The 21,969-nt window shown below is 63.9% G+C and carries 14 protein-coding genes; 5 read left to right on the top strand and 9 right to left on the bottom strand.

What is annotated here, in order from left to right:
• The first annotated feature begins 118 nt into the window (after window positions 1-118).
• The 3 genes from OOJ09_RS03325 to OOJ09_RS03315 are packed head-to-tail and all read left to right on the top strand — an operon-like array spanning window position 119 to window position 2,556.
• Window positions 119-763 carry a hypothetical protein gene (locus OOJ09_RS03325; protein WP_269903811.1) on the top strand — a complete coding sequence of 215 codons (645 nt, stop codon included), beginning with the start codon at window positions 119-121 and terminating at the stop codon, window positions 761-763.
• Between the two features lie 50 nt (window positions 764-813).
• Window positions 814-1,695, top strand: a complete 882-nt coding sequence (locus OOJ09_RS03320; RefSeq protein ID WP_269903810.1) for a uracil-DNA glycosylase — start codon at window positions 814-816, stop codon at window positions 1,693-1,695.
• 54 nt (window positions 1,696-1,749) lie between these two features.
• Complete coding sequence (locus tag OOJ09_RS03315; RefSeq protein ID WP_269903809.1) at window positions 1,750-2,556, top strand: helix-turn-helix domain-containing protein; 807 nt, start codon at window positions 1,750-1,752, stop codon at window positions 2,554-2,556.
• A gap of 420 nt (window positions 2,557-2,976) precedes the next feature.
• On the opposite strand, the gene OOJ09_RS03310 is transcribed toward OOJ09_RS03315, so the two are convergent.
• Both OOJ09_RS03310 and OOJ09_RS03305 read right to left on the bottom strand, forming a co-directional pair.
• Complete coding sequence (locus tag OOJ09_RS03310; RefSeq protein WP_269904059.1) at window positions 2,977-3,879, bottom strand: DMT family transporter; 903 nt, start codon at window positions 3,877-3,879, stop codon at window positions 2,977-2,979.
• A 71-nt stretch (window positions 3,880-3,950) separates the two neighbouring features.
• Window positions 3,951-6,257 (bottom strand): xanthine dehydrogenase family protein molybdopterin-binding subunit, encoded by a 2,307-nt coding sequence (locus OOJ09_RS03305; protein WP_269903808.1) that lies wholly within the window; start codon window positions 6,255-6,257, stop codon window positions 3,951-3,953.
• Window positions 6,258-6,413: 156 nt separating this feature from the next.
• Here OOJ09_RS03305 and pepN point away from each other — a divergent pair, with 156 nt between their 5' ends.
• Window positions 6,414-9,059, top strand: a complete 2,646-nt coding sequence (pepN, locus tag OOJ09_RS03300) for an aminopeptidase N (RefSeq protein ID WP_269903807.1) — start codon at window positions 6,414-6,416, stop codon at window positions 9,057-9,059.
• A 193-nt stretch (window positions 9,060-9,252) separates the two neighbouring features.
• Window positions 9,253-11,574 carry a PAS domain-containing sensor histidine kinase gene (locus OOJ09_RS03295; RefSeq protein ID WP_269903806.1) on the top strand — a complete coding sequence of 774 codons (2,322 nt, stop codon included), beginning with the start codon at window positions 9,253-9,255 and terminating at the stop codon, window positions 11,572-11,574.
• A 109-nt stretch (window positions 11,575-11,683) separates the two neighbouring features.
• Here the strand turns inward: OOJ09_RS03295 and OOJ09_RS03290 are convergent, their stop codons facing one another.
• The 7 genes from OOJ09_RS03290 to OOJ09_RS03260 all read right to left on the bottom strand — a co-directional run bounded on the left by OOJ09_RS03290 (window position 11,684) and on the right by OOJ09_RS03260 (window position 21,907).
• On the bottom strand, window positions 11,684-12,163 hold the full coding sequence (locus OOJ09_RS03290) for a hypothetical protein (protein ID WP_269903805.1): 480 nt from the start codon (window positions 12,161-12,163) through the stop codon (window positions 11,684-11,686).
• A 138-nt stretch (window positions 12,164-12,301) separates the two neighbouring features.
• Window positions 12,302-15,262: a bifunctional [glutamine synthetase] adenylyltransferase/[glutamine synthetase]-adenylyl-L-tyrosine phosphorylase gene (locus OOJ09_RS03285; protein ID WP_269903804.1), complete on the bottom strand. Its 2,961-nt coding sequence runs from the start codon at window positions 15,260-15,262 to the stop codon at window positions 12,302-12,304.
• Window positions 15,262-16,740, bottom strand: coding sequence for a sensor histidine kinase (locus tag OOJ09_RS03280; protein ID WP_269903803.1), 1,479 nt, complete (start codon window positions 16,738-16,740; stop codon window positions 15,262-15,264). The genes OOJ09_RS03285 and OOJ09_RS03280 overlap by 1 nt, the downstream gene beginning before the upstream one ends.
• 7 nt (window positions 16,741-16,747) lie before the next feature.
• Window positions 16,748-17,422: a response regulator transcription factor gene (locus tag OOJ09_RS03275; protein ID WP_269903802.1), complete on the bottom strand. Its 675-nt coding sequence runs from the start codon at window positions 17,420-17,422 to the stop codon at window positions 16,748-16,750.
• Window positions 17,423-17,752: 330 nt separating this feature from the next.
• Window positions 17,753-19,321, bottom strand: coding sequence for a Do family serine endopeptidase (locus OOJ09_RS03270; RefSeq protein ID WP_269903801.1), 1,569 nt, complete (start codon window positions 19,319-19,321; stop codon window positions 17,753-17,755).
• A gap of 130 nt (window positions 19,322-19,451) precedes the next feature.
• Window positions 19,452-19,919: a cytochrome c-type biogenesis protein gene (locus OOJ09_RS03265; protein WP_269903800.1), complete on the bottom strand. Its 468-nt coding sequence runs from the start codon at window positions 19,917-19,919 to the stop codon at window positions 19,452-19,454.
• Window positions 19,916-21,907 carry a heme lyase CcmF/NrfE family subunit gene (locus OOJ09_RS03260; protein ID WP_269903799.1) on the bottom strand — a complete coding sequence of 664 codons (1,992 nt, stop codon included), beginning with the start codon at window positions 21,905-21,907 and terminating at the stop codon, window positions 19,916-19,918. Before OOJ09_RS03260 ends, OOJ09_RS03265 begins: the two co-directional genes overlap by 4 nt.
• Window positions 21,908-21,969 lie beyond the last annotated feature (62 nt).

The raw sequence follows: 21,969 nt of genomic DNA, 5'->3' as shown, positions 1-21,969 counted from the left end.
CCGATTTCGCCAAAAAGTCGCGCATCGCGCGCCGGGGCGGCTGCTTTCGTTCAGCCTGGCCCGCGGCGCTTGCGTTTTTAATTGTTCGACGGCTTGGTTATCGGCCATACTTCACGCCATGCGCATTCCTGGGCCAGCCGGCTTGTCATCGACGCGCTTTCCATCAACGCCCGGCCGGGCTCGCCGGGCGCTCCTTTTGGCCCTTCTGCTGCTGGCACCGGTCGACGCGGTCGCCGACGAAGTGAAAGTCTGGGCGACGGGCGCCTATTCCTTCTCCGACGAGCTTGGCGGCTTCCGCATCACCGGCGCTTCGGGCATCGGAACGAAGGAGGATCCGCTGGTCATCACGGAGGAACTCAATTCGGCGACGCCGGTGACTTTGACCATCCGCACGACAAAGCCGATCGAGACCTTCGGCCCGGCCGGCGAATTCGCCAACGGCATCATGTATATGCGCATCGACGTGCTCAACAACAGCGGCCAGGCCTGGATCGAATTCCAGTTCGAATTGCAGGAGATCCTGGACCAGCCAAGCGTGTTCGGCGACGGACTTTCGTTCGACCAGCGCAACAAGACGCCCGACAATATCTGGTCGAGCAATTTCGCCGATTTCGACCGCGAGTTCGAACCCTATGATCGTCTGCTGTTCAAGAACGGCAAGGTCGACCCGCTGAAAACCGCCAGGTTCGAATTCCTGATGACCGACTACACGCCGCGATGGACCTTCTATCTGGTGCAGGATCCACGCATACCGACAGGCTAGGGCAAGCGGCCAGCCTTGCAAATTGCCGTCATGCGGACGAATGTGAATCCATGACTGCCGCTTCCCCCAACAACAGACCGGACCTTGCCGACCTGCTGGCCTTCTATGCCAGCGCGGGCGTCGACGAGGCGCTTGAAGACCAGCCGGTGAACCGGTTCGCCGAGGCCGCGCCCAAACCAGCCGAGCGCGCGCCGACGGCGCCGCCCTTGGGCGACAACGCCGCACCGCCTCGCTCGACTGGCGTAGCCTTTGCCGAGGCGGGTGACAGACCGAACGCGCCGCCCGTCGCGCGCGCACCGGCCAAGACCTCTACGGTCCCCGATGAAGCGCAAGCGGCGCTGGCGCGTCAGCTGGCGACGACCGCAACGACGCTGGACGAGCTTCGCCAGCACATGGCGGCGTTCGACGGCTGCAACCTCAAGGCCACCGCCAAGAACCTGGTGTTCGCCGACGGCAATCCGGAGGCCGCACTCATGCTGGTCGGCGAAGCGCCCGGCCGTGACGAGGATATCGAGGGCCTGCCTTTCGTCGGCCGCTCGGGCCGGCTGCTCGACCGCATGCTGGCCGCGATCGGCCTCGACCGAACCTCGGTCTACATCGCCAACGTCATTCCGTGGCGGCCGCCGGGCAATCGCACGCCAACGCCGCACGAGACCGAGATCTGCCGGCCGTTCATCGAGCGGCAGATCGAGCTGGTCGATCCCAAGGTGCTGATCAATCTCGGCGGTCCGTCCGCGAAAACCTTGCTCAATACCAGCGAAGGCATCTTGCGGCTGCGCGGCAACTGGCGCGTCCACACGACGGCGTCCGGCATCGCCATTCCAGCCATGCCGACGCTGCACCCGGCCTATCTCTTGAGGACCCCGGCGCACAAGAAACTGGCGTGGCGGGATTTTCTCGAAGTGAAGGCGAAGCTGCGGGCGCTCACCTAGTGATGACCTCGCAGGTAATTGAAATGCGCCTCTCGCCGACCTAGTCATTCGCTCATGACGACATCCCAAAACTCCGCCGGCAGCCTTATTCGCGAGTGGCGCACCCGCCGCCGCATGTCCCAGCTTGGCCTCGCCATGGAAGCCGAGATCTCGCAGCGGCATCTGAGCTTCGTCGAGAGCGGCCGTGCCGCGCCCTCGCGCGACATGGTGCTGCATCTGGCCGAGCAGCTGTCGATCCCGCTCAGGCAGCGCAACCAGCTGTTGCTGGCGGCAGGCTTTGCGCCAAGCTTCAGCGAACGCCCGCTCACCGACACAACACTGGCGCCGGCGATGGCGGCGGTGGAGATCGTGCTCAAGGGACACGAGCCTTTCCCGGCGCTTGCCGTCGACCGGCACTGGAACCTGGTTTCGGCCAATGCCGCTATCGCTCCGTTCCTTGCCGATGTCACGGAGGCTTCGCTGCTGACGGCGCCTGTCAACGTGCTTCGCCTCAGCCTCCACCCCGGCGGCATTGCGCCGCGCATCGTCAATCTCCAGGAATGGCGTACGCACCTGCTCGAGCGCCTGAAGCATCAGAATGACGCGAGCGGCGATCCTGTTCTGGTCGAACTGGAGCGCGAGCTGCGCGGCTACCCGTCCGGGTTGAAGGGCAGCAGGCCCATGCCTGTCGAGCCGAACGCCATCGTGCATCCGCTGCGCCTCGCCCATGGCGATCAGGTGTTGTCGTTCATCAGCACCATCACCGTGTTCGGCACGCCGCTCGATGTGACGCTGTCGGAACTGGCGATCGAATCCTTCTTCCCGGCCGACGAGCAGACGCGGGCGGTGCTGGCGCGGCTGGCAAAGGAGCGGGCCAGGTAATTACCCATTGCGATGGGCCACAGTTCGGGCGCATTCAAAGGGAAGCCCCACACACGGTGAAGCTACTCCCAGAGATTGAACTGCCAGCAAAGTGAAAGCGAACAATAGCGCCAACGCTATGCTCGTCAGAAACCCGAATACTCCATACTTGAATATTCGTCCTTCGGTCGTCGACATCTCCTGCCGCAGGAAAGCCAAGCGTCTGATCCTAGAGAAATCGGATTCGTCGTGGTCCCAGGATCCTTTGATGATTATGACGGCCATAGACATCCAAGCCGTAAAAAACGATGCCAAGACGAAGCCCATGAACAGATATGCACCCGACATCGCAAGAATGCAGATCAATTGATTCTCCGCTTCGCTCCGTTGTAGCTCCGCTCGTATCATACACCACTAAACCTGCGAAGGTTGCTGTATCGCCTAGCCTTGCGGCAGCGCAGCCTTGCGGGTGCGGGTGCGCTCCAGGCCGAGCCGGCGCTCACGCCAGATGATAAAGATGCCGGCCGCGACGACGATCAGGCCGCCGACAAGCATGTTGAGCGTGGCGACGTCGCCAAAAACGAGATAGCCGACGACGACGCCAAGAATCATCGACGTGTATTCGAAGGGCGCCACGACCGAGGCCTCGGCATGGCGATAGGCTGCCGTCATCAGGATCTGGCCGAGGCCACCGCAAAAACCGGCGGCAACCAGCAGAGCCGCCTGGAGTGGCGTCAGCGCCTGCCAGCCGAACGGCAGCGACAGCAGCGCCATGACGCTCGCCGTCACCGAAAACCACAGCACGATGGTCGCGGTGCGCTCGCTTTGAACGAGGTTGCGTACCAGCAGCATGGCGATGGCGGAGATCGCCGCGGCAAGCAGCGCGGCAATCACGCCGAGCACCTCCTGGTCACCGAGGGCAGCGCCCGAGCGCAGCAGCGTCAGTTCCGGCCAGGAGATGATCAGCACGCCGACCAGGCCGACCGCGACCGCGCTCCAGCGATAGACGCGGATGGCCTCGCCGAGAAAGATCGAGCTGAACACCACCACCAGCAGTGGCTGCGCGTAGTTCAGCGTGATCGCTTCCGGCAGTGGCAGCCGTGTCAGCGCGAAGAAGCCGAGCCCCATGGCGCAGACACCAACGACGCCGCGCGCGATGTGGTTGAGCGGACGCCTGGTCGCGAAGGCGGTGCCAAGTTTTCCCCTGAAAGCGAGGAAGGCGATGATCGGGAAGATGGCGAAGAAGGAACGGAAGAAGACGATCTGGCCCGCCGGCACGGTGCCCGCTGCCTTGATGCAGGTCTGCATGCCGACGAAGACCGCCACTGATACGATCTTGAACATGATGCCGGTGAGCGTGCTGTGCCCGCCGGCGTGCTCACTAACCGCGACGGTGGGGGTGACCGGCCCGGCTGTCACGCTCCCGCAGCTTCCCGGATCGTCGCCCAGACCCGCGCCGGCGTCGCCGGCATGTCGATGTGCCTGACGCCGTAGGCGCGCCAGAGCGCGTCGGTCACCGCGTTGAGCGCGGCCGGCGTTGCCCCGATGGTGCCGGCCTCGCCTGCCCCCTTGATGCCGAGTGCATTGGTGGTCGACGGCACGTTGCGGGTTTCGAAATGGAAGAACGGGAAATTGTCGGCGCGCGGCATGGCGTAGTCCATGAAGCTCGCCGTCAGCAGTTGCCCGTCCTCACCATGGATGGTGTCCTCTACCAGCGCCTGGCCGATGCCTTGCACCACGCCGCCATGCACCTGGCCGGCGAGCAGGATCGGATTCACCGTGACGCCGAAATCATCGACGATGGTATAGCTGACAATCTCGGTCGCGCCGGTCTCGGGATCGACCTCGACCTCGCAGATATGGGTACCGTTCGGATAGGTGCACTCGTCCTGCACGAACTCGCCGAACCCCTTCAGATCGTCCGGCGTCTTGGCGGCCTTGGCGATGCTCGAAAAATCGATCGTCCGGTCGGTGCCGACGATGCGGGCAACGCCGTTCGACAGCTCGATATCGCCGGCTGAAGCCTCCAGCTCATCGGCGGCGATACGCTTGATCTTGTTGGCCAAATCCTCGCCGGCACGCGACGCAGAAACACCGCCGAGCGGAATCGAACGCGAACCGCCGGTGCCGCCGCCGGCCTTCAATTCGTCGGTGTCGCCCTGGCGGACATGGATCTTGTCGATATCGAGATTGAGCTTCTCCGACAGGAACTGCGCATAGGCGGTGGCGTGCCCCTGCCCGTTGGTCTGGGTGCCGATCTTCAGCGTCACCGTGCCGTCGCCATTGAGTTCGACAAAGGCCGGTTCGGAGCCGGGAAACGCGCAGGCCTCGATATAGGTCGCCATGCCGATGCCGCGGATCTTTCCGCCTGCTTTCGACTGTTCGAGCCGCGCCGGAAATGCCTTCCATCGTGCCTGTTCGATGGCGCGGTTCATATGCCCTTCGAATTCGCCGGTGTCGTAGAGGCGGCCGGTCTGCGTGCGGTAGGGAAACTGTTCGGGCCGGATGAAATTGCGGCGCCGGATCTCTTCCACAGGCAGGCCCAGATCATGGGCGCAGGCATCGACAAGCTTTTCCAGCAGGAACGCCGCTTCTGGCCGGCCGGCGCCGCGATAGGCATCGACCGGGCAGGTGTTGGTGTAGAGGCCGGTCACCGAGACGTCGAGCGCCTGGATATCATAGACGCCGGTCGACATGGTGACACCGATATAGGGAATGAACGGGCCGTATTGCGAGATATAGGCGCCGATATTGGCGAGCAGGTCCACCTTCATGCCAAGGAAACGGCCGTCCTTGTCCAGCGCCATCTCCGCCTTCACGACATTGTCCCGCCCTTGAGCGTCGGTCAGGAAGTGCTCGGTGCGGTCGCCGGCCCATTTCACCGGGCGGCCAAGCCGCTTTGCCGCCTCGAGCACCAGCGGATACTCGCGGTAGACGAAGCTCTTGGGACCGAAACCACCGCCGACATCCGGCGTGATGACACGTATCTGATCCTTCTTGATCTTGAACAGCCCGGCCAGGATATATTGCATGGAATGCACGCCCTGCGACCCAGTGGTCAGCACGAAGCGGTTCTCCAGCACGTTCCACTCGCCGATCGCCGAGCGCGGCTCCATGTAGTTGCAGACCAGCCGGTTGTTGACGAATTCGATGCGGGTGACGTGGGCGGCCTTGGCGAAAGCCGCGTCGGTCTTTTTCCTGTCGCCCATGTGGTAGCTGAAGGCGCGGTTGGAGCCGAGTTCCGGCCAGACCAGCGGCGTGCCTTCGGCAAGCGCCGTGGCGGTGCCGGAGGCGGCGTCCTCGGAATCATAGTCGACATCGATCAGTTCGGCGGCATCCTGCGCCAGGGCGCGACTGTCGGCGACGATAAACGCGACGGCATCGCCAACATAGTTGACCCGGTCGCGGCACAGGATCGGAATGTCGCGGGTCGGCGCCTTGGTGCCATCCGGCTGTTGCTGCATGACGCCGGACTTGAGATCACCGAGATGGGCAAGGTCCTTGCCGGTCAGCACCAGATGCACGCCAGGCGCGGCCCTCGCCGCCTCGGTCGAACCGATGCTGAAGCTTGCCTTGGCCACCGGCGAGCGCAGCACATGGCCGTGCAGGACGCCAGCCGGCTGGATGTCGTCGGTATAGCGCCCCTGCCCCTGGATGAAGGCAGCATCCTCGCGCCGCAGCACGGATGCGCCCATCCCGAATTTCGGCGTGACGACGGTCATGGATGCCTCGCGATGACGACTGGAGAAGGAACGCCTGAAATAGGCGTTGGCTCAGTTTTGTCGAGGGACCGTTTCGTGTAAAGAGCGCGAACTTCAAATTTTTAGGACCAGCGGCAACAATCCGCCTCCAACGCAATTGACAGGAAAACCCACGGAATGCGCACGGACACCGGCCAGGTCTTCAAGCTCGAAGACTATCGCCCCAACGACTACCTCATTCCGCAAACGAACCTCACCTTCCGCCTGTCGCCAGAAGCAACGCGCGTCACCGCCGTGCTCACGGTCGAGCGCCGTGACGGCGTATCCGTGTCGGCACCGCTGGTGCTGGACGGCGACGGGCTTACACTCGAGCGCGTCGAGATCGACGGCAAGAAAGCGAAGCCGGCGGATCTGCTGGCGAGCCCCGACCAGTTGACCATCCTCAAGCCGCCGGCCGCGCGTCGCTTCCAGCTGGTTATCGAGACCGAGCTGGCGCCAGCGGGCAATGAAGCCCTGATGGGCCTCTATCGCTCCAGCAATGTCTACTGCACGCAATGCGAGGCCGAGGGCTTTCGCCGCATCACCTATTTCCTCGATCGACCGGACATCCTGTCCGTCTACACGGTGCGGATCGAGGCCCTGCGTGACGAGGCGCCGCTGCTCCTGTCCAACGGCAACCCGGTCGACGATGGCGATCTCGGCAATGGCTGGCACTATGCCAGATGGCACGACCCCTTCCCCAAGCCGTCCTACCTGTTCGCGCTGGTGGCCGGCAATCTCGGCAAGGTCGCCGACAGCTTCGTCACCCTGTCGGGCCGCAAGGTCGAGCTCGGCATCTATGTCGAACGAGGCAAGGAGAAGCTGGCCGGCTACGCCATGGACGCCCTGAAGCGATCGATGCGATGGGATGAGGAGGCGTTTGGCCGCGAATACGATCTCGACGTCTTCAACATCGTCGCCGTGTCCGACTTCAACATGGGCGCGATGGAAAACAAGGGCCTCAACATCTTCAACGACAAATATGTGCTGGCCGACCAGGAGACGGCGACCGATGCTGATTTCGCCAATATCGAGGCGATCATCGCGCATGAATATTTCCACAATTGGACAGGCAACAGAATCACTTGCCGCGACTGGTTCCAGCTTTGCCTGAAGGAAGGGCTGACGGTTTTCCGCGACCACGAATTCTCCGCCGACCAGCGTTCGCGCGCGGTCAAACGCATCGCCGAGGTGCGCACGCTGCGCGCGCACCAGTTTCCCGAGGACCAGGGGCCGCTGGCGCATCCGGTGCGGCCGCGCCGCTACCGCGAGATCAACAATTTCTACACGGCGACGGTCTACGAGAAAGGCTCCGAAGTGGTGCGCATGATCCGCACCATCCTTGGGCCCGACGCCTTTCGCGCCGGCATGGACCTCTATTTCGAGCGGCATGACGGCGAGGCGGCGACGATCGAGGATTTCATCAAGGTGTTCGAGGATGCGTCCGGCCGCGACCTGTCGCAGTTCGCGCTCTGGTATAATCAGGCGGGCACGCCCAATCTGACGGTCAGTTCGACGTACAACCCGGCCGCGCGGGAGTTCACGCTCGAGATCGAGCAGTCGGTGCCGCCGACGCCATCCGAGAGCCGCAAGCGGCTGATGCATATTCCGCTCGCCTTCGGCCTGATCGGTGCCGGCGGCAGGGCGGTCGAGTATAGCGGCGTCGAGGGCGCCAGCGTCGAGAACGGCGTCATCCATGTCCGCAAGCGCCGCCACATGGTGCGTTTCTCGGGCGTGGCCGAACGGCCGGCCGTGTCGCTCAACCGCGGCTTTTCGGCGCCGGTGACGCTTTCCGTCGAGCAGAAGGCCGACGACCAGTTCTTCCTCGCCCGCCATGACAGCGATGCCTTCTCGCGCTGGCAGGCCTTCAACACGCTGCTGACCGATGCGCTGATTGCCGCCTTCCGACAGATCCTTGGCGGCAAGCAGCCGGTCTTCGCCCAGCGGCTGACCGAGCTCGCCGGCAGCATCGCCGGCGACGAGACGCTGGAGCCAGCCTATCGGGCACTGGCGCTGGCGTTGCCGGGCGATGCCGACATCGCCCGCGACATTGGCAAGAACATCGATCCCGACGCCATCCATGCGGCCCGCGAGGCCCTGGCGCTCGCGATCGGCAACGCCAACCGGGACACATTTGCCGGCCTCTACGACCGCCTTGCCGACAAGGCCGCGTTCAGCCCGGACGCGGCGAGCGCCGGACGACGCGCCCTGCGCAACATCCTGCTCGACTATCTCTCCTTGCAGCCGGGCGGAGCGGCACTTGCCATCAGCCACTTCCAATCGGCGACCAACATGACCGACCGTGCCGCCGCACTTACCGTGCTCGCGCATCGCCACCACGGTTCGCCCGAGGCAATCAAGGCATTGGCGGCTTTCGAGACGACATATGGATCCGACCCGCTGGTCATGGACAAATGGTTCCAGATCCAGGCCAGCGTGCCCGGTCCGCAGGCCGTCGACACAGTGCGCGCCCTGACCGCTCATCCGGCCTTCTCGATGGCCAATCCGAACCGCGTGCGCTCGTTGATCGGCACATTCTCCAGCGCCAACCAGACCGGCTTCCACCGCGCCGATGGCGAGGGCTACAGGTTCTTCTCGCGGACGGTGCTCGAGGTGGAAAAGCGCAACCCGCAAGTGGCGGCAAGGCTGGCTACGGCGCTCAGATCGTGGCGTTCGCTCGAACCTGGCCGGCAGGCCAAGGCCAGGGAAGCGCTGCTTTCGATCGCCGGCGCCGAAAACCTGTCGGCGGATTTGAGGGACATTGTCGAGCGCACGCTGGCGTAGTCGCCCTTCCCTTCTCTGCTTGCGCAGGCGGCAGGGGCACGCCGCCGGCGAAAGTCCGTTATTTTAGTCGATTTTTAATCTTTTTTCGCCGGACCACTGGACAAGGCGAATCACCTTTGATTCTTTACTGACGATTCGGAAGTGCGGCGTTTGCCGGATCACCAAGCATAGGCAAATTCGGGGAGTGCCATTTATGGCGAAGGCGGACGCGTGGGGCGCGCCCGGAGGGAAGGCTTTTGCTCGCCGCGAGGCGCGAAGCGACGGCCTTGCCGGGAATACGCGGCTCATCGCCGAACCGGCCTACCGGCGGCTGCTGGCCGCCGAGCCGCTCTTGCGCCGATCGATTCCGGCTCTCATCATCACCTTCCTGATCGTCATCGCGGCGCTGCGGGTGCTGTCGCTGATGAACGAGCGCGACGATGTCGAGCGCGATGCCAAGGCGATCCTTACGCTGGCAGCGGGCCAACTCGCGAGTTCGCTCGCCACCACTTCGGACACGGTGCCAGGCGCCATCCAGGATCTTCTGGAAACCACCAGCCGTCAGGGCGCGATGGGCCGCAGCCATGTGCTCGTCATCACCGACAGCGCTTTCAAGATCGTCGCGGTGACACCGCGCTCGATGCCATGGCAAGGCCATTCGCTGGACGGCCTCGTCCAGGGCGGCCAGCCATTGTTCATGTTCGGCGACCGTGCCGGCGTGATGGAGGTCAACATCGGCGGACAGGACTGGTATGCAGCGGTCAGTCTGGCCAACGGGGGAAAAGGCGCGGCGGCGGCCCTGGTTCCGCAGGACGCGGTTTTCGACGCGTGGCGCAAGACCGTCTCGCTGAACGTCACCCTGTTCGTGCTGACGGCCGGCGTGCTGATCATCATCCTCTACGCCTATTTCGGCCAGGCGGCGCGCGCGCAGGCAGCCGACCGTATCTATCTCGAAGCGCATCAGCGTATCGACATGGCGCTGGTTCGCGGCCGCTGCGGCCTGTGGGACTGGGACATGGTGCGCGGCAAGATGTACTGGTCGCGCTCGATGTACGACATGCTCGGCTACGAGCCTTGCGACACGATGCTGTCCTTCGGCGAGGTCGACGAGATCATCCACCCCGAGGATGGCGACCTGTTCCTGTTGGCCAACAGGATCGTCTCCCGTGAGATCGACCATATCGACCAGGTGTTCCGGATGCGGCATGCCGACGGTCAATGGGTATGGATGCGCGCCAGGGCGCAAGTCATCGATCCGGAAGCGCCGGAGATCCAGCTGATCGGCATCGCCGTCGACGTCACCGAGCAGCGCCATCTGGCGCTGCGTTCAGAGGCGGCTGATCTTCGCCTCAGAACGGCGATCGAGAACATCAACGAATCCTTCGTGCTGTGGGATTCGGCCCAGCGCCTGATCATGTGCAATTCCAAATACCAGCAGGACAACGGGCTTTCGGACCGTGATGTGATGCCAGGCGTTGCGCGCGCCGCACTGGAAGAACGCATGCTCGCCTTTGCTTCCGAACGGCGGCTTGCCAACACCAACGGACTGCAAGGCGGCGCCACCTTCGAGCGGCAGCTGGCCGACGGCCGCTGGCTGCAGGTCAACGAACTGCGGACCCGGGACGGCGGTATCGTTTCGGTCGGCTCCGATATCACCCAGATCAAGCTGCATCAGGAGAAACTCGTCGACAGCGAACGCCGGTTGATGGCGACGATCCATGACCTCAGCCTCGCCCGCCGGGCCGAAGAGGAGCGGTCGCGTGAACTGGTCGACCTCAACCGCAAATACATGAAGGAAACCGAACGCGCCGAGGCGGCGAACCGGGCCAAATCCGAGTTCCTGGCCAACATGTCGCATGAATTGCGCACGCCGCTGAACGCCATCATCGGCTTCTCCGAACTGATGGAACAGGGCCTGTTCGGTCCGCTGGGGTCGGAGCGCTACGAGGAATATGCCACCGACATCAACAGCAGCGGCAAATATCTCCTGGGCGTCATCAACGACATTCTCGACATGTCCAAGATCGAGGCCGGCCAGTTCTCGCTGGATCGGGAAGAAATCGATCTCGGTCCGCTGATCAGCGAAACGGTTCGCGTCGTCTCGCTGCAGGCGGCGCAAAAGGCGATCACCGTGGAAACACGCATCGCCGACGCGCTGACGCTGATCGCCGATCGCCGCGCGATCAAGCAGATCGTCATCAACCTCTTGTCCAACGCGGTGAAATTCACCGGCCAGGGCGGCCACATATCGGTCAGGGCCCGCAACACATCCGGCGCGCTGGTGCTGACGATCGAGGACAATGGCTGCGGCATCCCGAAGGAAGCGCTCGGCAAGCTCGGACGGCCCTTCGAACAGGTGCAGAACCAGTTTTCCAAGAACCATGCCGGTTCCGGCCTTGGCCTTGCCATCTCGCGCTCGCTGGCCGAGTTGCAGGGCGGCGCATTGAAGATCCGCTCGACCGAAGGCGCCGGCACGATCGTGTCGGTGCGCATTCCAGTCAAGAAAGCGACGCTCGCGGTGAAGGCCGCGGCCTGACGGGTTCCGCCGGCCGGTCGGGGAACGTGTCTCCGGCGGCGCCTGCCGCCGGAATTCCACGTTTCAGATGTCAGAGCCTCAGTCAGGCCCTCAGGGCGCGACTTGCTTCCTACTGCATGTCGCCGCCATTGCCGTCGTCATCCGATTTGCGGTGGCGGCCAAAGCGGTCGCCTTTCGGCAGCTCACTCTTTTCGATCTTGCCGTCATTGTTCCTGTCGAGCATGGCAAAGACCTTTTTCTCGCGACTGGTAATGTCGTCGGTGGTCAGCGTGCCGTCGCCCTTGCTGTCGTAGCGGGCGATGATGCGCTTGGCCATCCGCTCGAAACGCGCCTTCTCCAGCGCGTCAGCGAGCTGGGCGACGGTCAGCTTGCCGCCATTGTCGGCAACGAGTTTCTTCAGCCGCGCGTCCATGGCGTCGGAAAACTGGTCGAACGTGATGGTGCCGTCCGAATCGCTCATCGCCTTGTTGAGGCGCATCATCATGCCTTCGCGTATTTTTGCGCTGGCGTTGTTTTCGGCATAGGCCGTGGTGCCGACGGCGCCGGCCAAGGCTACGAAGGCAAGGGCAAGTTTGGTCGTCTTTCTCATGGTCTTCTCCTGTTGCATCGTCACCCCCGATGCTGGAGTGGCGGATCTATTGCCGCTCTATCTCCTTGTTTGAGCATCGGATTTTCTCGAAATCGGTTCCCACCGTCGGGTCCGATGCTCTGGCCGGACAACCGTTCGTCACGGTCGTCCGGCACGAAGCAGAAGGTTGAAATCCTTCCTGACCTTCCGCGACGTTTCCTTGAGATGTGCTTCCAGCACACCGAAATCCGGCAGATCGGCGACCGCCAGAAGCAGATCCGAAAGCCCCGGCGGAACGTCGTCGCGCTCGAAGGCTCCGGTGAGGCACAGCCGGGTCATCTGGGTCAGCCCCAGATAGAGTGCATAGGCGTCGGCAAGTTCCTGCCTGACCCCGGCCTCGGCAAAGCCGGGCGCCAGACGGGACAGGATCTCCGCCGTACCGGTGACGCGCGGCCCGGCTTCGACCTGCGCGGTGATCACCGCCACCTGGGCGATGAATTCGAGATCGATCAGACCGCCGGGAATGAGCTTGATGTCCCAGAAGTCGCGCGGCGGCTTTTCGGCCTCGATCATGGCGCGCATGTCCGCGGCCTCGGACATCACCTTTGCAGCGTCGCGCGGCTGGCCAAGCACCGCGGCAACTTCCGCTTCAACCTCGCCGCACAGGCTGGCGTCGCCGGCAATGGCGCGCGACCGCGACAGCGCCATGTGCTCCCACGTCCAGGCCTCCTGGCGCTGATACTTCTTGAAGGAATCGATATGGGTGGCCACCGGGCCCTTGTTTCCGGAGGGCCGCAAACGCAGGTCGAGTTCGTAGAGAACCCCTTCAGCGGTGGGCGCCGACACGGCTGATATCAGCCGTTGCGTCATGCGGGTGTAGTAGTGCGAGGGCGCCAGTGGCTTGTCGCCGTCGGAGTCCTCGGCGTCCGGCTCGTGGTCGTAGAGCAGGATCAGGTCGACATCCGACCCGGCGGTCAGCTCGCGGCTGCCAAGCTTGCCCATGCCGAGCAGCGAAACCACGCCGCCAGCAATCGTGCCATGGCGTGCCGCGAATTCCGCCGTCACCGCCTGCAGCGCAGCCCCGATGGTGAGATCGGCCAGGTCGGAAAAGGCGCGGCCGGCCCGGGCCGGATCGATCGAGCCGGCGAGCAGCCTGACGCCGATCAGGAATTTTTGCTCGGAGGCAAATATGCGCAACCGGTCGAGCACATCCTCATAGGCCCTGTCGCCTTCGAGGAAGGCGGAAAGCCGGCCTGACAGATAAGCGCGATCCGGCAATTCCGTCAGCAGGGCGGGGTCAAGCAGGCCATCGAAGACATGCGGCCGGCGCGTGATGATCGCCGCCAGCCGGGGTGCAGCACCCATGATCGTCGCCAAAAGCTTCAACAGGGCCGGATTGGACTGCAGCAGCGAAAAGAGCTGGATGCCGGCGGGCAGGCCGGCAAGGAACTCGTCGAAGCGGAGCAGGGCTTCGTCCGCCCGGCGCGTCTGGCCGAAGGAGCGCAGCAGCGCCGGCGTCAATTCCGTCAGTCGCTCGCGTGCCTCCGCCGACTGAGTGACGCGATAGCGGCCGAAATGCCAGCCGCGGATGACGCGACAGATGTCGCTCGGCCGCTGGAAGCCGAGGCCGTGCAAGGTCTGCAAGGTATCGGGATCGTCGACATCGCCTGTGAAGACCAGATTGCCGATGCCCGTCGAAAGCTCCGGCGCGGTTTCAAACAGCGCGGCGTAGTGGCGTTCGACCTGTTGCAGCGAGGCGCGGAACGCCAGGGAAAAAGCGGCCGCATCGGCGAAACCAAGCATGCGGGCGATGCGCTCCAGCCCCTCATCGTCGTCCGGCAGCGTGTGCGTCTGCTCGTCGGCAACCATCTGCACGGCGTGTTCAACACGGCGCAGGAACCAGTACTGACGGGCGAGCGCATCGCGTGCGTCGGCGGTGATCCAGCCGCGCGCCGCAAGCTGGCCGAGCATCGGCACCGTCTCGCGACCGCGCAGTTCCGGAAAGCGGCCGCCGGCGATGAGCTGCTGTGTCTGGACGAAGAACTCGATCTCGCGAATGCCGCCACGCCCGAGCTTGACGTTGTGCCCCTTCACGGCGATCTCGCCATGGCCCTTGTGGGCGTGGATCTGGCGCTTGATCGAGTGGACGTCGGCAATCGCCGCGTAATCCATGTATTTGCGCCAGATATAGGGCTGAAGCTCCTTGAGGAAGGCCGCACCGGTCGCCAGATCGCCGGCCACCGGACGCGCCTTGATCATCGCGGCGCGCTCCCAGTTCTGGCCGCGCGCCTCATAGTAGCGCAGCGCCGCCTCGACAGGGATCGCCAGCGGTGTCGAACCGGGATCGGGGCGCAGTCTCAGATCGGTGCGGAAGACATAGCCGTGCTCGGTACGGTCCTGCAGGATGCGCACCAGACGGCGCGTCAGGCGCGAAAACAGTTCGGTGGCGTCGAGGGGATCGACGATGGCGGGCGCCTCGGGATCGAAGAAAACCACAAGATCGATGTCGGAGGAGAAATTCAGCTCATGCGCGCCGAGCTTGCCCATGCCGAGCAGGATCCAGCCCGATTGCCGCGATGGATTGTCGAGATCCGGAAGTCTGAGCTTGCCCTGGCCATGCGCGTCGCGCAGCAGGAAGTCGACGGCGGCGCGCGCGCAGGCATCGGCCAGGTCGCTCAACCGCCGTACGGTCAGCGCCGTTTCGGCCTCGCCGGCAAGATCGGCCAGCGCGATCAGGAAATGCGCTTCGGCCTTCCACTGGCGCAGTTCCATCATCAGGCCGGATTCGGAGACCGCCTCGGCCAAATGCGCGCGATCGATCGCGGCGCCGATCGCCTTCAGCCGCGCCTCGACCGTCTGATCGAAAAGCCCGTCCAGGATCCGCGGCCGGCGACGCGCCGTATCACGCAGGAACGGCGACAAGTCGAAGACAGCTGCCAGGAAGTCCTGGCCCTCCCCCTTGCCGGCCAGGAATTTGGCCAGCCGCGCCAGGCCTTCCTCGCGTGACGCGGAAGCGATCTCGGCCAGTTCCTGCCGCGCATGGCTTTCATCCAGCGGAGCAAGCCTTGCCGCCGGCTTCAACAGCCACTCCGTCTCCGCCCGCTTTGCAACCGCGCTCATCAATGATCCTCCCGTGCGGGAAAACTCATGACCACGGATAGTCCGGGATTGCCAGGCAAGAGATCAAGCCGGCCATTGTGAAATGTCATCACGGCCTTGGCGAGGCTGAGACCGAGGCCCGAGCCAGGCTGCGAACGGCTCTTCTCCAACCGCACGAAACGTTCCGTCACCCGTGCGCGGTCGGCATCGTCCGGGATGCCCTGGCCATTGTCGGTGACGGAAAGCCTGATTTCGCCGCCGGTGCGCCCGAGTGCCACCCGAACGGCCGGTTTTGTGGCGGAATCGGTCGAGTACTTAATCGCATTGTCGACGATGTTGGACAGCGCCTGGCCAATCAGCTCGCGATTGCCGTCGACAATGAAAGCGCCGTCCGTCGCGGCTTCGAGCGAGACGTCAGCCTCTTCCGCCACCGGCTCGTAGAGCTCCACCACATCGCGCACCGCCGCCGCCAGATCGACGCGGTTGGTGCTTTCGGAAGAGTAGCCCGCCTCCAGCCGGGAGATCATCAGGATGGCATTGAAGGTCTTTATCAGCTGGTCGGACTCGGCAATCGTGTTCTCCAGCGCCTGGCGGTAGTCGGCGGACTTGTGCTTGCCGGAAAGCGTCGCTTCGGCGCGGTTGCGCAGCCGCGTCAACGGCGTCTTCAAATCATGCGCGATGTTGTCGGAAACCTGCTTCAAGCCTTCATTGAGCGTCGCGATCCTGGCCAGCATGGAATTGAGGTTCTCGGAGAGACGGTCGAACTCGTCACCGGCCCCGGTGACCGGCAGCCGGCCCGACAGGTCGCCGCCCATGATGCGGCGGCTGGCTTCCGACACACTGTCGATGCGCTTCAGCGCGGCGCGGCCGACAAAGAACCAGATCAGCAGTCCGCCAACCCCCATCATGCCGAGCGCCAACGTCAAGGCGCGGCGGATGACGGCGCGAAGCCGCTCCGGCTCGCCAAGGTCGCGGCCGACCAGCATGATCATCTGGTTTGGCAGGCGAAGCACCAAGGCAATGGCGTTGTGCCCCCTTTCGCCTTGTGCCTGCGTATCGTTCTGATCGGGTTGCGTGGTGGTGCCCTGTTCAGCAGGCAGATTTCGCAGTCGCTCGAGCTCTCCCTCGCCAAAGCGCTGATAGGAGAACGGGCTGCCGGTCCAGCCTTCGTTTTCCAGAACGCCCGGCTCCAGGCTCTGCACGTTGCCGGTCAGGATCTGGCCGTTGGCGTCGGCGATCAGATAGAGGTTGGCGCCAGGCTGGCGGGAACGCTGTTCGACCACGCGCACCAGGATCGGCAATCCGCCGCGCTGATAGGCGCGAGCGAGGCCGAGCACCTCGTCGTTGATGGTCTCCTGCGTCTGCGCGGTCAGCATGCGCGCCGACAGCGACGTCATGTAGAAGACAAGCAGCACGGCGCAGAGTGCGAAGAGCAGAAGATAGAGCGCCGAAAGCCGCGCTGCCGTCGTCTTCATGATGGCTGGCACGGAAAGAGCCATGCTGCTGCTAGCCGCTTTTCAGCATATAGCCGGCGCCGCGGACCGTATGCAGGATCGGCCTGTCGAAACCCTTCTCGATCTTGCCGCGCAGTCGCGAGACATGGACGTCGATGACGTTGGTCTGCGGATCGAAATGATAGTCCCAGACATTTTCGAGCAGCATGGTGCGCGTCACCACCTGGCCGGCATGGCGCATCAGATATTCGAGCAGGCGGAATTCGCGCGGCTGCAGTGTGATCTCGCGCGCCGCGCGGCGGACCGAATGCGACAGTCTGTCGAGTTCTAGATCGCCGACATGGTAGACGGTTTCGGCTTCCTTGGCGCTGGCGCGCCGGTTCAGGACCTCGACGCGGGCCAGAAGCTCGGAGAAGGCGTAGGGCTTGGTCAGATAATCGTCGCCGCCGGCGCGCAGGCCGGTGACCCGGTCATCGACCTCGCCGAGCGCCGACAGGATCAGCACCGGCGTCGTGTTGCCCCTGGACCTCAGACCGGCAATGACCGACAGGCCGTCGCGGCGCGGCATCATGCGATCAATGACCATCACGTCGTAATCGCCGGCATCGGCGAGCGCGAAACCAGTTTCCCCGTCACCGGCGACATGCGCGGTGTGACCGGCCTCGGTGAAGGCTTTCTGCAAATAATCCGCGGCCTCGCGATCGTCTTCTATGACGAGAATCTTCATCGGACTGTTATACGCGATTTCGCTGGAAGGTTGAGTAGCAGGCATCTGCATTGTGACCTTTGCCAAAGCGCATCGCGATCAAGATGATTGGAAGCCGCGCGCGATGAAAATCCTCGTTCACGATGTCGTTTCGCCAAGATTGCTGAAACGTGTTTTTGGAAATGTGCGGCAGCGGGCGATGGCCCGCTGCCGCCGGAGGAGAGCACGATGACTGACTAACGCGCTCGGCTCCAAGCTCTCCCGTGCGGCGGCTCGGGGTGTTTGAAACGGCCGTACTGGAAAAGTCGAACCTGCCGCCTCCGAAACCGGACTCCGGTTCCGGAGCCAGCGTCAGCCCTTGGCGACGGGCAGCGCGACGAAACGGTTGTTGTCGTCGCGGGTGATCTGCATCAGCACTGCCTTGCGGCCGGATTTGACTGCTTCGGTCATGGCCTTGGCGACGTCCTCGGTGCCGTTCACTTCGGTCGAGTTGACGGCGGTGATGATGTCGCCCGGCTGGATGCCGCGATCGGCGGCATCGCTGTCCGGATCGACGTCGGTCACCACAAGACCCTTGCCGTTTTCGGACTTGGTGACGGTCAAACCGAGATCGGCCAGGGTGTCGGGTTTTGCCGGAGCGGCGGGCTGCTGCGGCTGGTCGGCCGAAGCCTGCTTGTCGCTCGTGGGCAATGTGCCGAGGTCGACCTTGACCGTCTGGCTCTTGCCGTCACGCCAGATCGTGACATCGACTGGTTTGCCCGGCGAGTAAGCACCGATAAGCCGGGCAAGCTCCTTCGGCGAAGCGACGTCCTTGCCGTCGACCTGGGTGATCACATCACCAGCCGATATGCCAGCCTTCTTGCCGGGGCCGTTGTCCTGGGCGCTGGACACCAGGGCTCCCTTGTCGGACTTCAGGCCAAGCGAATCGGCGATGTCTGCCGTGACCGGCTGGATTTCCACGCCAAGCCAGCCGCGCTGCACGCTGCCGCTCTTCATCAGGTCCTGCACCACCTGCTTGGCGGTCGAAGCCGGAATGTCGAAGGCGATGCCGACGCTGCCGCCGGAAGGCGAGAAGATCGCGGTGTTGATGCCAACGACCTGGCCGTTGAGGTTGAAGGTCGGGCCGCCCGAATTGCCGCGGTTGACCGAGGCGTCGATCTGCAGGAAGTCGTCATAGGGGCCTGCGCCGATGTCGCGGCCGCGAGCCGAGACGATGCCCGCGGTGACGGTGCCGCCGAGGCCGAACGGATTGCCGACGGCCACCACCCAGTCGCCGACGCGAACCTTGGAATCGTCGGCGAAGTCGACATAGGTGAACTTGCCGACACCGTCGACCTTGAGCACGGCGAGATCGGTGCGCGGATCGGTGCCGATCAGCTTGGCGTCGAGTTCCTTGCCATCATTCATAACCACGGTGAAGGCCGAGCCTTCCTCGACGACATGGTTGTTGGTGACGAGGTAGCCGTCATCGGAGATGAAGAAGCCGGAACCCTGCGCAACCGGCCGCGGCTGGTCGTTGTTGTGATCGCGGCGTCCGAACCGGCGGTGACCGTCCTCATTCTGGCCGCCCTGGTCGCCCTGGTCGCCAAAGCCGCGGAATTCCTTGAAGAAGCGCCGCAACTGCGGATTGTCGGGCAGGTTGTTCATGCCATTCGGATCGTCGGACTGGTCGGAGCCATCGTCCGCCACCGGGCTGATCTTGGCCTTGACCTTGACGCTGACCACCGCGGGCGAAACGCGGTCGACGACATCGGCGAAGCCCGGCACCTGCGGTGCCTCGACGCGCACGGCATCGGCCAGGACAGGTCCCGTTCCGGTCGTCAGCACGCCGACGCCGATCGCACCGGCAACGGCGATGGACGCGACGGCAGCCATGAGACGCTTGCGGGTGGGGGAATATGAATTGGGGGCAATATTCATGGGTCTCGTATCCTCTTCAGATGGACGCGCTTGATCGGCATCCTCGGGAAAGGAGACTTAGAGAGGCGCACATTACAGCGCCATTTCCGACACATGAAACTTTGGTAATGTTCGCGGGTCGCCGCAGCCGTCAGTCGCGGCGCAATATGGCGTCCAACGATGCCTGTTCTTCGGCCGACAGGGATTTTGTTGCCAGCGTGCGGCGCGACCGCGCCGTCAGTACGATGAAAAAACCTCCCACCAGCAGCAGGATGACCGGCGTACCCCACAGCAAGGCATTGCGCGGCTCGAAGCGCGGCTTCAACAGCACGAACTCGCCGTAACGCGAAACCACGTAATCCATCACTTGCTGGTCGGTATCGCCGGCAACGAGGCGCTGGCGCACAAGGATGCGTAGATCGCGAGCAAGATCGGCGTCGGATTCGTCGATCGACTGGTTCTGGCAAACCATGCAGCGCAGGCCTTCGGAGAGCGCTCGCGCCCTCGCCTCCAGCGCCGGATCGGCCAGCATCTCGTCCGGCTTCACCGCCAGTGCCGTGCCGGCAAAGAACAGTGCCAGCAACAGGACAATCGAGGTCAGCGAAAGCCTCGCGTTCATGGCAGGCCCGCGGAGGTCACGGCGCTCGCCTGCCCGCGGCGGCGCGATGGGGCGCCGACGCGCAGGCGCCTGTCCATCAGCGACATGGCCGCGCCAGCCATCATCACCAGGCCGCCGCCCCAGATCAACGTCACCAGCGGTTTCCACCACAGGCGCACCACGACCGAACCATCCTTGCCTTGGTCGCCGAGCGAAAGGTAGAGCTGACTGAACCAGAGCGTCTTGATGCCGGACTCCGTCGTCGTCATCTGCCGCACCGGATAGAAACGCTTGGCGGAACTGATTTCGCCGATAGCGCTGCCGCTGACGCCGATCAGCTCGAAGCGACCACGGTCCTCGCTGTAGTTCGGCCCCTGGGCAGGATAAAGCCCGACGAAACGCAGCGTGTGACCGGACAATTCCACCGTCTCGCCGGGATGCATCGACAATATCTTTTCGGTGCCGAAGCAAAGCGTACCGACGATGCCGAGGGTGGTCAGGCCAAGACCAAGATGAGCGAAGGCAGTGCCGAAGACCGAGCGCGGCAAGCCAAGCAAGCGCCTGACCCCTATCCCCGCTGCAACATTGCCAAAGCCGGACTTGACCGCAAGGTCGGTAAGCGCGCCGAGGATCAGCCAGACGGCAAGGCCGACACCAAGTGCCGCGAACACCGAGGCGCCGTCGATGAACAGAGCGGTGACCAGCATTGCCAGAAGGGCCGCGGCAAAGGCCACCATCAGCCGCTGCGCGGCGGCGAAGACGTCGCCACGCTTCCAGGCCAGCAGCGGACCGAACGGAACCATCACCAGCAGCGGCACCATCAACGGCCCGAAGGTCAGGTTGAAAAACGGCGCGCCGACCGAGATCTTGTCGGCCGAAAAGGCCTCGACGGCCAGCGGATAGAGCGTGCCGACGAGCACTGTCGCGGTGGCCGTGGTCAGGAACAGATTGTTGAGGACGAGTGCGCCTTCGCGCGAAATCGGATGGAACAGGCCGCCGGCCGTCAATCGCGAGGAACGCAGCGCAAACAACGCCAGCGAGCCGCCAATGAACAGCGTAAGGATGCACAGAATGAAGATGCCGCGCGTCGGATCGGTGGCGAAGGCGTGGACAGAGGTCAACACGCCCGAGCGCACCAGGAAGGTGCCGAGCAGCGACAGCGAAAAGGTAAGGATGGCGAGCAACAGCGTCCAGATCTTCAGCGCCGAGCGCTTCTCCATGACGATGGCCGAATGGAGCAGCGCCGTGCCCGCCAGCCACGGCATGAAGGAGGCATTCTCGACCGGATCCCAGAACCAGAAACCGCCCCAGCCGAGCTCGTAATAGGCCCAGTACGATCCCATGGCGATGCCGCCGGTCAGGAACATCCAGGCGACCAGTGTCCACGGCCGCACCCAGCGCGCCCAGGACGCGTCGATGCGCCCCTCGATGAGAGCGGCGACCGAAAAGGAAAAGCAGATCGAGAAGCCGACATAGCCGAGATAGAGCAGCGGCGGGTGAACGGCGAGACCGAGATCCTGCAGGACGGGGTTGAGATCGCGGCCTTCGATCGGCGCCGGATTGAGCCGGAGGAACGGATTGGACGTTGCCAGGATGAACAGGAAGAAGGCGGCGCCGATCGCCCCTTGCACGGCAAGCACATTGGCCCGCAGCGTCGCCGGCAGGTTGGCCCCGAAAGCAGCGACAAGCGCGCCGAAGAAGGTCAGGATCAGCACCCAGAGCAGCATCGAGCCTTCGTGGTTGCCCCAGGTTCCGGTGATCTTGTAGATCAGCGGCTGCAGCGAGTGCGAGTTTTCCCAGACGCTCGCCACCGAGAAGTCCGAGCTTGCATAGGCGCTCGCCAGCGCGACGAAGGAAAGCGCAGTCAGGGCAAAGCCGGTCACCGCGACCGGACCACCGACAGCCATCAGGCGCTGGTTGTTCAAACGCGCACCAAACAGCGGCACGATCATCTGTACCAGCGAAAGCGCAAACGCCAGAACCAGGGCGAAATGTCCGGTCTCAACCATCGTGGCGTCCAGATTCTTGTTTTGCCGCGGATTCTTGCCGCAAAACAGTGAGGCCCTTTTGC

This window comes from Mesorhizobium qingshengii (assembly GCF_027563465.1).
GTDB classification, from domain to species: domain Bacteria; phylum Pseudomonadota; class Alphaproteobacteria; order Rhizobiales; family Rhizobiaceae; genus Mesorhizobium; species Mesorhizobium qingshengii_A.
The sequence above is the reverse complement of the archived record's forward strand: the minus strand, read 5'-3'. Positions and strand labels throughout refer to the sequence as shown.

Coding starts and splice junctions, on each gene's coding strand:
- OOJ09_RS03325 (WP_269903811.1), top strand. CDS start 119: ATGCGCATTCCTGGGCCAGCCGGCTTGTCATCGACGCGCTTTCCATCA.
- OOJ09_RS03320 (WP_269903810.1), top strand. CDS start 814: ATGACTGCCGCTTCCCCCAACAACAGACCGGACCTTGCCGACCTGCTG.
- OOJ09_RS03315 (WP_269903809.1), top strand. CDS start 1,750: ATGACGACATCCCAAAACTCCGCCGGCAGCCTTATTCGCGAGTGGCGC.
- OOJ09_RS03310 (WP_269904059.1), bottom strand. CDS start 3,879: ATGTTCAAGATCGTATCAGTGGCGGTCTTCGTCGGCATGCAGACCTGC.
- OOJ09_RS03305 (WP_269903808.1), bottom strand. CDS start 6,257: ATGACCGTCGTCACGCCGAAATTCGGGATGGGCGCATCCGTGCTGCGG.
- pepN (WP_269903807.1), top strand. CDS start 6,414: ATGCGCACGGACACCGGCCAGGTCTTCAAGCTCGAAGACTATCGCCCC.
- OOJ09_RS03295 (WP_269903806.1), top strand. CDS start 9,253: ATGGCGAAGGCGGACGCGTGGGGCGCGCCCGGAGGGAAGGCTTTTGCT.
- OOJ09_RS03290 (WP_269903805.1), bottom strand. CDS start 12,163: ATGAGAAAGACGACCAAACTTGCCCTTGCCTTCGTAGCCTTGGCCGGC.
- OOJ09_RS03285 (WP_269903804.1), bottom strand. CDS start 15,262: ATGAGCGCGGTTGCAAAGCGGGCGGAGACGGAGTGGCTGTTGAAGCCG.
- OOJ09_RS03280 (WP_269903803.1), bottom strand. CDS start 16,740: ATGGCTCTTTCCGTGCCAGCCATCATGAAGACGACGGCAGCGCGGCTT.
- OOJ09_RS03275 (WP_269903802.1), bottom strand. CDS start 17,422: ATGAAGATTCTCGTCATAGAAGACGATCGCGAGGCCGCGGATTATTTG.
- OOJ09_RS03270 (WP_269903801.1), bottom strand. CDS start 19,321: ATGAATATTGCCCCCAATTCATATTCCCCCACCCGCAAGCGTCTCATG.
- OOJ09_RS03265 (WP_269903800.1), bottom strand. CDS start 19,919: ATGAACGCGAGGCTTTCGCTGACCTCGATTGTCCTGTTGCTGGCACTG.
- OOJ09_RS03260 (WP_269903799.1), bottom strand. CDS start 21,907: ATGGTTGAGACCGGACATTTCGCCCTGGTTCTGGCGTTTGCGCTTTCG.